The following is a 7,489-nucleotide window of genomic DNA, read 5'->3' on the forward strand; positions in this document are numbered from 1 at the left end:
GCCTCGGCCTCCCGCGCGGCGACGTCGTGCGCGGCGCGGCGGCCCTGGAGATCGGCGTGCTGCGCGGCCCGGCGCCGGCCGGCAGCTTCCAGGGGCTCAAGGATGCGCTCGCCGTCCAGCGCGCCGCCCCGCACAGGCACCAGCCCCGGGCCAAGCAGCGCCTCGGCGACCGCGATTGGGACCTGGCGGCGACGATCCTCGATCAGCTCGAGGCCGCGTTCGCACCGCTCGCCGCGTTCGCCGGCTCCTGCGGCGCCGAGGCGGCCGCCTGCGATCTCGTCGAGGCGGCGCGCCTCCATGCCGAGGTGTGCGAGGCGCTGCTGGCGCGGCCGGCGGAGGTGGCCGAGCCGATCGCCGATGCCTCGCTGAACTGCCTCGACACGCTGTTCGACGACGTGCGGAACCTCGTCGGCCACCGCGCCGAGGCCGACGCGGCGCTGCTGCCGGGGAGCTTCGACGACTACCCCGCCTTCCTTACTACGCTCGCCGCCGATCGCACCGTGCCCTGCGCCGGGCCGGCGCCGCATCCGCGCCTGAGCATCCTCGATCCGCTCGGATCGCGCCTGATGCACTACGACCGCGTCGTGCTCGCCGGGCTCGACGAGGGCGTCTGGCCCGGCAAGACCACCACGGATTCCTTCCTCAACCGGCCGATGCGCGAACGCATCGGCCTCAACCCGCCCGAGCGCCAGCTCGGCCAGGCGGCGCACGACTTCGTCCAGGCCCTCGGCTGCCGCGACGCGGTGATCACCCGCGCGGCCAAGCGCGAGGGCTCGCCGACCGTGCCGTCGCGCTTTCTCCAGCGCATCCGCGCCTTCGCCGGTGAGGCGGCCTGGGCGGCCACCCTCGACGCCGGCCGGCGCTTTGCCGGCTATGCGCGCGTGCTCGACACGGCGCCCGCGCAGCCGCGCCTGACCCAGCCGAAGCCCAAGCCCGACCCGGCCCTGTTCCCGCGCAGCCTCAGCGTCACCGAGATCGAGACGCTGGTGCGCGACCCCTACGCCGTCTTCGCCCGCCACGTGCTCGGGCTCGATCCGCTCGAGGCGGTGGCCGAGCGGCCCGGCGCGGGGGACCGCGGCACCATGATCCACGCGATCTTCGGCCGATTCGCCGAGCGCTATCCCGATGCGCTGCCCGATCCCGCAATCGCCTGGGAACGGCTCAACCAGATCGCGGTCGAGGCCTTCGCCGGCACCGCCGACACCTACCCCGAGCTCTACGCCGAGTGGTGGCCGCGCTACGAGCGCATGGCCGCCGTCTACCTTCCCTGGGAGATCGCGCGGCGGGCGACCCTCGCGCGGGTCGAGCCCGAGATCTTCGGACGGTGGGCGATCCCGCTCGGGCCTGAGACCTTCACGCTCCGGGCGCGCGCCGACCGGATCGAGCGCGGGGCGGACGGCGCCTGCATCGTCGACTTCAAGACCGGTGCGCCGCCCTCGGCCCGCGAGATCTTTGCCGGCTTCTCACCGCAGCTCACCCTGGAGGCGGCGATGCTGATGCACGGCGCGTTCGACGGGTTTCCGGCGACGAACGCGACGCCGGACCTGCTCTACGTCCACGCCTCGGGCGGGCGGAAGCCGTTCGTGCCGCTGGCCGTGAAGCCGCCGAAGGGCGATCCGCGCACCGTGGCGGAGATCGTCGAGGAGCACGCCACCCGCCTGAGGGGGCTCGTCGCCCGTTTCATGACCGGGCAGGCCGCCTACACCTCGCGGCCCTACGCGAAGTACGCCAAGTCCTACGGCGACTACGACCACCTCGCCCGCGTCGGCGAATGGTCGCTCGGGGGAGATGGCGAGGGCTGATCCGGTTGCCTCCGGTCGATCGGAGCGGATGCACGCGTCTCCCTCCCCCGCAGTGGGGGGAGGGAAAGGCGCGAGAGCAGCCTCCGAATCTATCCGTCGGCGAACCGAGGCTTCAGACCGGCGCCAGCGCCGCGCGGGGATCGTGGCGGGCGAGCCGGCCGAGCAGGTACTCGACCTCGGCGACCGCCTTCGGGCCCAGCGTGCCGCCGGGCTTGCGCTGGGCGGCGGAGGCGATCAGCCCGCGGCGCGCCATGACGTATTTGCGCACCGCCAGCCCGATGCCGGGCTGCTGCTCGTAGCGCAGCAGCGGCAGATGGGCGTCGAACAGGTCGTGGGCGGCGTCGCGCTCGCCGGCGGCCGAGAGGCGGACCACGTCGGCGAGCATGTCGGGGAAGGCGTAGCCGGTCATCGCCCCGTCGGCGCCGCGCTCGGTCTCGAAATCGAGGAACAGGCCGCCGTTGCCGCACAGGATCGAAATGTGCCGCATCGAGCCCTCCGCCTCGAAGCCGCGCAAAGCCGAGATCTTCTCGAGCCCCGGCCAGTCCTCGTGCTTGAGCATCCGGCAGGCCGGGTTGTCGTTGACGATCCGGCGGATCACGCCCGGCGTCATCACCACGGTGAAGGTGAGGGGATAGTCCTGGATCACGAACGGCACGTCGGCGCCGATCGCCTCGGCGGCCTGCGCGTAGTAGGCGACGATCTGGTCGTCCGTGCGCAGGGAACTGGGCGGCGCGATCATCACCCCGGCCGCGCCCGCATCCATCGCGCTGCGGGCCAGCGACGCCATCGCGGCGAAGCCCGGCGCCGAGACGCCGACGATCACCGGCAGGCCCTTCGCCCGCACGATGAAGCGTCGGGCGACGTCGAGCGCCTCGCCCTGGTCGAGCTTGGGCGCCTCGCCCATCACCCCGAGCACGGTGAGGCCGGTGGCGCCGTTCGCGGCGTAGAAGTCGGTCAGCCGGTCGATCGAGTTGTGGTCGATGCGGCCGTCCGGGTGGAACGGCGTCGGGGCGATCGGGAAGACGCCGCGTTCGGAGGCATCGAGGCGCATGGGGTTTGATCCTTCGTGACGGCGTCGGGACGAGGAACGCGGACGATAGACCGACTCGGCGGTGGCGTCGCAGCCGCTCAGGCGATGCCGAGGGCCCGGATCAGCACGAGGCTGATGCCGATGAGCACGAGGAGCGAGCCGGTGACGGCGGCGGTGACGCGTCCGCCGACGCGCGCGAGGATGCGCACGTCGACGCCCAGGCCGAGCGCGGCCATCGAGACGATGGTGAGGATGCCGGCGAGCCTCGTCAGCGGAAGCGCGGCCGCGTCGGGGATCAGGCCGAGGGAGCGCAGGCTCGCCAGCACCAGGAAGCCGACGATGAACCACGGCACGAGCTTGGTCAGGCTCAGGCGCCCGGGCCGGGCCGCCGCGCCGCCCTCGGCCGGCAGCCGGCGGGCGATCAGCGAGAAGGCGAGCACCACCGGGCCGAGCATCAGCACGCGCACCAGCTTGACCAGGGTGCCGACCTGGGTGCTGGCGAGGCTCACCGGCACGGTGGCGGCCAGCACCTGCGGCACCGCGTAGACGGTGAGCCCGGCGAGCACGCCGTACTGGTTGTCGGACAGGTGGGCCAACGGCACGAACAGCGGCAGGCCGAGCACCATCAGCACGCCGAGCACGGCGGTGAAGGCGATCGCGGCGGCGATGTCCTTGTTGTCGGCCCCGATCACCGGGGCGACGGCGGCGATCGCCGAGTTGCCGCAGATCGCGTTGCCGCAGGCGACGAGGATCGCCATCCGCGCCGGCAGCGCCAGCAGGCGGCAGATGCCGTAGCTCGCCGCGATCGTCAGGATCACCGTGCCGACGATGCCGGTGAGCAGCGCCGGGCCGGAGGCGACGATCGCCCCGAGGCTCAGGGAGGCGCCGAGCAGCGTCACGGCGAGCTCGAGCAGCTGCTTGGCGCTGAAGGCGATGCCGCTGCGGAAGCGCGCCCCCGGCACCCACGCGCTGCGGAGCGCGATTCCGAGCAGGATCGCGATCACCAGCGCCTCGATATACGGATGGTCGAGCGCGCGCTCCTCGACCGCCTGCACGCCCATCGCGATCCCGGTGATCGCGACGCAGACGAGGATGCCCGGCAGCAGCGCGAACGGGCCGGCGGCGACCGTGGGCGCGGCGTGCGCGGGCGGGGTCATCGGCTTCGAGTCTGCGGTCACGCGGCCTCTCGCTCGGCGGATTCCGCACCCGGGGATGCGTCGAGGAACGAACTTCCACACCGGCGATCCGGCGGAGAAGAAGCCTCTCTTTGTCAAGGAATCTTCGGAAGACGCAACCATTGATCCGGCGGCGGCCAAGCGCGACATCTCCCATCATGACCGCCCAGCTCGACCAGCGCACGACCGCCTACGATCCCTTCGGCGAGCCGATGGAGATGCCGCGCGCCTGCGTCGATGCGAAGGCCGTGGGCGCAGCCGGCAGTTACCGCGAGACGCGCCGTGCGGCCCTGGTGTTCTGGGCTCTGGCGCTTCTGTTCGTCGGCGGCCGGATCTACTTGGCGGATCAGACCCCGTCGCAGGTCGCGGACGCGGCGCCCGTGCAGGTCACGGCCCTGCGCTGATTTCAGGCCGGCCGCCGGCGGGGACACCGCGACGCGGTCCATCCCTGTCATCCTGCACGTCGAGGCCCGATGTCCGCCGAAGGCCTCATGGATGGGACGACCGCGATCATCGTTCGACGCGTGCCGTCGCGGCGTGAGCCGTCGTGACGACGCCGAAAGCAAAAACCCTCCCGCGATCGCCCGATCGCGGGAGGGTTTTTTGTCACTTCAGCCGGGCGGCGGCCCAGGCGATGTGGTCGTCCATGAAGCTGGAGATGAAGAAGTAGGAGTGGTCGTAGCCCTCGCGCATGTTGAGGGTCAGCGCGATGCCGGCCTTCTTGCAGGCCTCTTCCAGCAGCCACGGCCGCAGCCCGTCCTGAAGGAAGCTGTCGGCGGTGCCCTGGTCGACGAGGAACTCGGGGAAGTGGTGCCCGTCCTCGATCAGCGCGGTGGCGTCGTGGGCGCGCCAGGCCGCCGCGTCCGTGCCGAGATACTTCTCGAAGGCCGGCTTCGACCAGCCCGCCGTGGAGGGCTGGGCGATCGGCGCGAAGGCCGAGCAGGACTTGAAGCGGTCGGGATAGGTCAGCGCGATCGTGAGCGCGCCGTGCCCGCCCATCGAGTGGCCGAAGATGCCCTGGCGGCTCATGTCGGCGGGGAAGTTCTTCGCGACCAGCGCCGGAAGCTCCTCGGTGACGTAGCTCCACATCCGGTAGTTCGCGGAATAGGGTGCCTGCGTCGCGTCGAGGTAGAAGCCCGCGCCGGAGCCGAACTGCCAGTTGCCGGCCTCGTCGGGAATGCCCTCGCCGCGGGGCGAGGTGTCGGGCGCGACGACGATCACGCCGTGGCGAGCGGCGGCCTGCCGGTACTCGCCCTTGTCCATGACGTTGGCGTGGGTGCAGGTCAGCCCCGAGAGGTACCACAGCAACGGCACCGGGCCGTCCTTGGCCTGGGGCGGCACGAAGACCGCGAAGGTCATCGGGCAGCCGGTGGTCGTCGCGTCATGCTTGTACACGCCCTGGACGCCACCGTGCGAGAGGGCCTTCGAGACGGTTTCCATGGGGTGATCTCCTGGGGGCTCTGGGGCCGTTACCGGCCGATGGGTCGATACAGGCTCCTCCCTCCCCCGCAGAGGGGGGGAGGGAAGCGCGCGTCGGTCCGAGTGTCGGTCCTAGTACAGCACCACCGAGCGGATCGACTTGCCCTCGTGCATCAGGTCGAAGCCGTGGTTGATCTCGTCGAGCGGCATGGTGTGGGTGATCAGGTCGTCGATGTTGATCTTGCCCTCCATGTACCAGTCGACGATCTTCGGCACGTCGGTGCGGCCGCGCGCCCCGCCGAAGGCCGAGCCCTTCCAGACGCGGCCGGTGACGAGCTGGAACGGGCGGGTCGAGATCTCCTTGCCGGCCTCCGCCACGCCGATGACGATCGACTCGCCCCAGCCGCGGTGGCAGCACTCGAGCGCCTGGCGCATCACGTGGACGTTGCCGGTGCAGTCGAACGAGAAGTCGGCGCCGCCGCCGGTGGCGTCGAGGATCGCCGCGACGACGTGATCGTTGCCGACCTCCTTCGGGTTGATGAAGTGGGTCATCCCGAACTTGCGCGCCATCTCCTGCTTGTCGGGATTGATGTCGACGCCGATGATCTTGTCGGCCCCCACCATCCGCGCGGCCTGGAGCACGTTGAGGCCGATGCCGCCGAGGCCGAACACCACGACGTTGGCGCCGGGCCAGACCTTCGCGGTGTAGATCACCGCGCCGATGCCGGTGGTGACGCCGCAGCCGATGTAGCAGACCTTGTCGAAGGGGGCGTCCTCGCGGATCTTCGCCAGCGCGATCGCCGGCAGCACGGTGAAGTTCGAGAAGGTCGAGCAGCCCATGTAGTGGAACAGGGTGTCGGACCCGCCCGGGCTGCCGCCGGTGGAGACGCAGGAGAAGCGGCTGGTGCCGTCGGGCATCACGCCCTGGCCCTGCGTCGCGCGGATCGCGGTGCAGAGGTTGGTGCGCTGCGACAGGCAGGACTTACAGCCGCGGCATTCGGGCGTGTAGAGCGGGATCACATGGTCGCCGACCTTCAGGTCGGTGACGCCGGCGCCGATTTCGCGGACGATGCCCGCGCCCTCGTGGCCGAGGATCGCCGGGAACTTGCCCTCCGAATCGAGGCCCGAGAGGGTGTAGGCGTCGGTGTGGCAGATGCCGGTGGCCATCACCTCGACGAGGACCTCGCCGGCCTTCGGCCCCTCGATGTCGATGGTCTCGATCGTGAGCGGCTTCTTCGCCTCCCACGCCACGGCTGCGCGCGTCTTCATGATGTCGGGTTCCCTGTGCCTGGACGATAACGGACGGCGTCGACAGGCGACGGCGCTTCGGATCGCTCCACCTGGCGGCGGCGATCCGAACGGCCCGAAATACGAGACGCCTGATGCTGGTTCTCGGCCCCAGACGCAACCGCCATTTCCGCAGGGGGACCCCGCCGCAGGCGCGGACCCGGGCGCTCAGGACCCGGCCGCTCAGGACCCTGCCACGTGCGGCCGCGTCACGCCGCGGCCAGCCCGAGCCCGGCCAGCGCCTCCGCGATCTCCGCCTCGCTCAGGAGCCGGATCACCGGTCCCGAGGTCCAGACCAGCATCGGGCGGATCGCGTGGTCCGGGTAGATCCGCGCGAGCAGGCGGGCGTAGAGGGCGATCTGCGCGGTCTCGGGCCGCGGCGGCGGCGCGCCCTCGGCGGGCGGGCGCCCGGTCTTGAAGTCGGCGAGCCGCACCGTGCCGTCGGCGACCGCGAGGCGGTCGATGCGGCCGAAGACCGGCCGCTCGATGCCCGCGACCACGACCCGCCCCGACAGGCTGACCTCGGCCCGCGCCTCGCGGGCGAAGAGCGGCGCGAGGTCCGGCGTCGCGATGAGGTTCAGGGCCGCCTGCACGATCGCCGCGCGCTTCGGGCGCGAGAAGGACGGCGCGCGGGCGGCCACGAAGGCGGTCGCGGCGCTCTCGCGGGCGGCCGGGTCGAGGCGCGGCAGGTGCTCCAGCAGGGCGTGGATCAGCTTGCCGCGCCGGCGCGCCTCGGTATCGGCCTGCCGCGGCGGGATCTGGCGCTCGCCGTCGGC

General features: G+C 71.8%; 7 protein-coding genes. 2 read left to right on the forward strand and 5 right to left on the reverse strand.

The genetic code is table 11. The features are described 5' to 3' along the window. Positions 1 to 1,802: double-strand break repair protein AddB (gene addB / locus FV223_RS15565; RefSeq protein WP_147727888.1), on the forward strand; the 1,802-nt coding region annotated here is incomplete at its 5' end. Between the two features lie 112 nt (positions 1,803 to 1,914). Here addB and FV223_RS15570 read toward each other — a convergent pair. Together FV223_RS15570 and FV223_RS15575 are read right to left on the reverse strand one after the other, a co-directional pair. Next, positions 1,915 to 2,853 carry a dihydrodipicolinate synthase family protein gene (locus FV223_RS15570; protein WP_147727889.1) on the reverse strand — a complete coding sequence of 313 codons (939 nt, stop codon included), beginning with the start codon at positions 2,851 to 2,853 and terminating at the stop codon, positions 1,915 to 1,917. 77 nt (positions 2,854 to 2,930) lie between these two features. Further along, positions 2,931 to 3,989 (reverse strand): putative sulfate exporter family transporter, encoded by a 1,059-nt coding sequence (locus FV223_RS15575; RefSeq protein WP_147727893.1) that lies wholly within the window; start codon positions 3,987 to 3,989, stop codon positions 2,931 to 2,933. Between the two features lie 176 nt (positions 3,990 to 4,165). On the opposite strand from FV223_RS15575, the gene FV223_RS15580 reads away from it, so the two are divergent. Continuing rightward, positions 4,166 to 4,411 carry a hypothetical protein gene (locus FV223_RS15580; RefSeq protein WP_147727890.1) on the forward strand — a complete coding sequence of 82 codons (246 nt, stop codon included), beginning with the start codon at positions 4,166 to 4,168 and terminating at the stop codon, positions 4,409 to 4,411. 202 nt (positions 4,412 to 4,613) lie between these two features. On the opposite strand, the gene fghA is transcribed toward FV223_RS15580, so the two are convergent. The 3 genes from fghA to FV223_RS15595 form a co-directional block, all read right to left on the reverse strand. Beyond that, positions 4,614 to 5,447, reverse strand: a complete 834-nt coding sequence (gene fghA, locus FV223_RS15585) for an S-formylglutathione hydrolase (RefSeq protein ID WP_147727891.1) — start codon at positions 5,445 to 5,447, stop codon at positions 4,614 to 4,616. A gap of 111 nt (positions 5,448 to 5,558) precedes the next feature. Then, the gene (locus FV223_RS15590; protein WP_147727892.1) at positions 5,559 to 6,695 is read right to left on the reverse strand and encodes an S-(hydroxymethyl)glutathione dehydrogenase/class III alcohol dehydrogenase; all 1,137 of its coding nucleotides are present in this window, start codon (positions 6,693 to 6,695) and stop codon (positions 5,559 to 5,561) included. 227 nt (positions 6,696 to 6,922) lie between these two features. Then, positions 6,923 to 7,489 (reverse strand): PD-(D/E)XK nuclease family protein (locus FV223_RS15595; RefSeq protein ID WP_187276154.1); only part of this gene is annotated, 567 nt, incomplete at its 5' end.

Origin of the sequence: Methylobacterium sp. WL116 (genome assembly GCF_008039455.1) — a bacterium.
Taxonomy (GTDB): domain Bacteria; phylum Pseudomonadota; class Alphaproteobacteria; order Rhizobiales; family Beijerinckiaceae; genus Methylobacterium.

What these genes read in the sequence shown, in the direction of transcription:
- fghA (WP_147727891.1), bottom strand. Translation starts at nt 5,447, where the DNA reads ATGGAAACCGTCTCGAAGGCCCTCTCGCACGGTGGCGTCCAGGGCGTG.
- FV223_RS15570 (WP_147727889.1), bottom strand. Translation starts at nt 2,853, where the DNA reads ATGCGCCTCGATGCCTCCGAACGCGGCGTCTTCCCGATCGCCCCGACG.
- FV223_RS15575 (WP_147727893.1), bottom strand. Translation starts at nt 3,989, where the DNA reads ATGACCCCGCCCGCGCACGCCGCGCCCACGGTCGCCGCCGGCCCGTTC.
- FV223_RS15580 (WP_147727890.1), top strand. Translation starts at nt 4,166, where the DNA reads ATGACCGCCCAGCTCGACCAGCGCACGACCGCCTACGATCCCTTCGGC.
- FV223_RS15590 (WP_147727892.1), bottom strand. Translation starts at nt 6,695, where the DNA reads ATGAAGACGCGCGCAGCCGTGGCGTGGGAGGCGAAGAAGCCGCTCACG.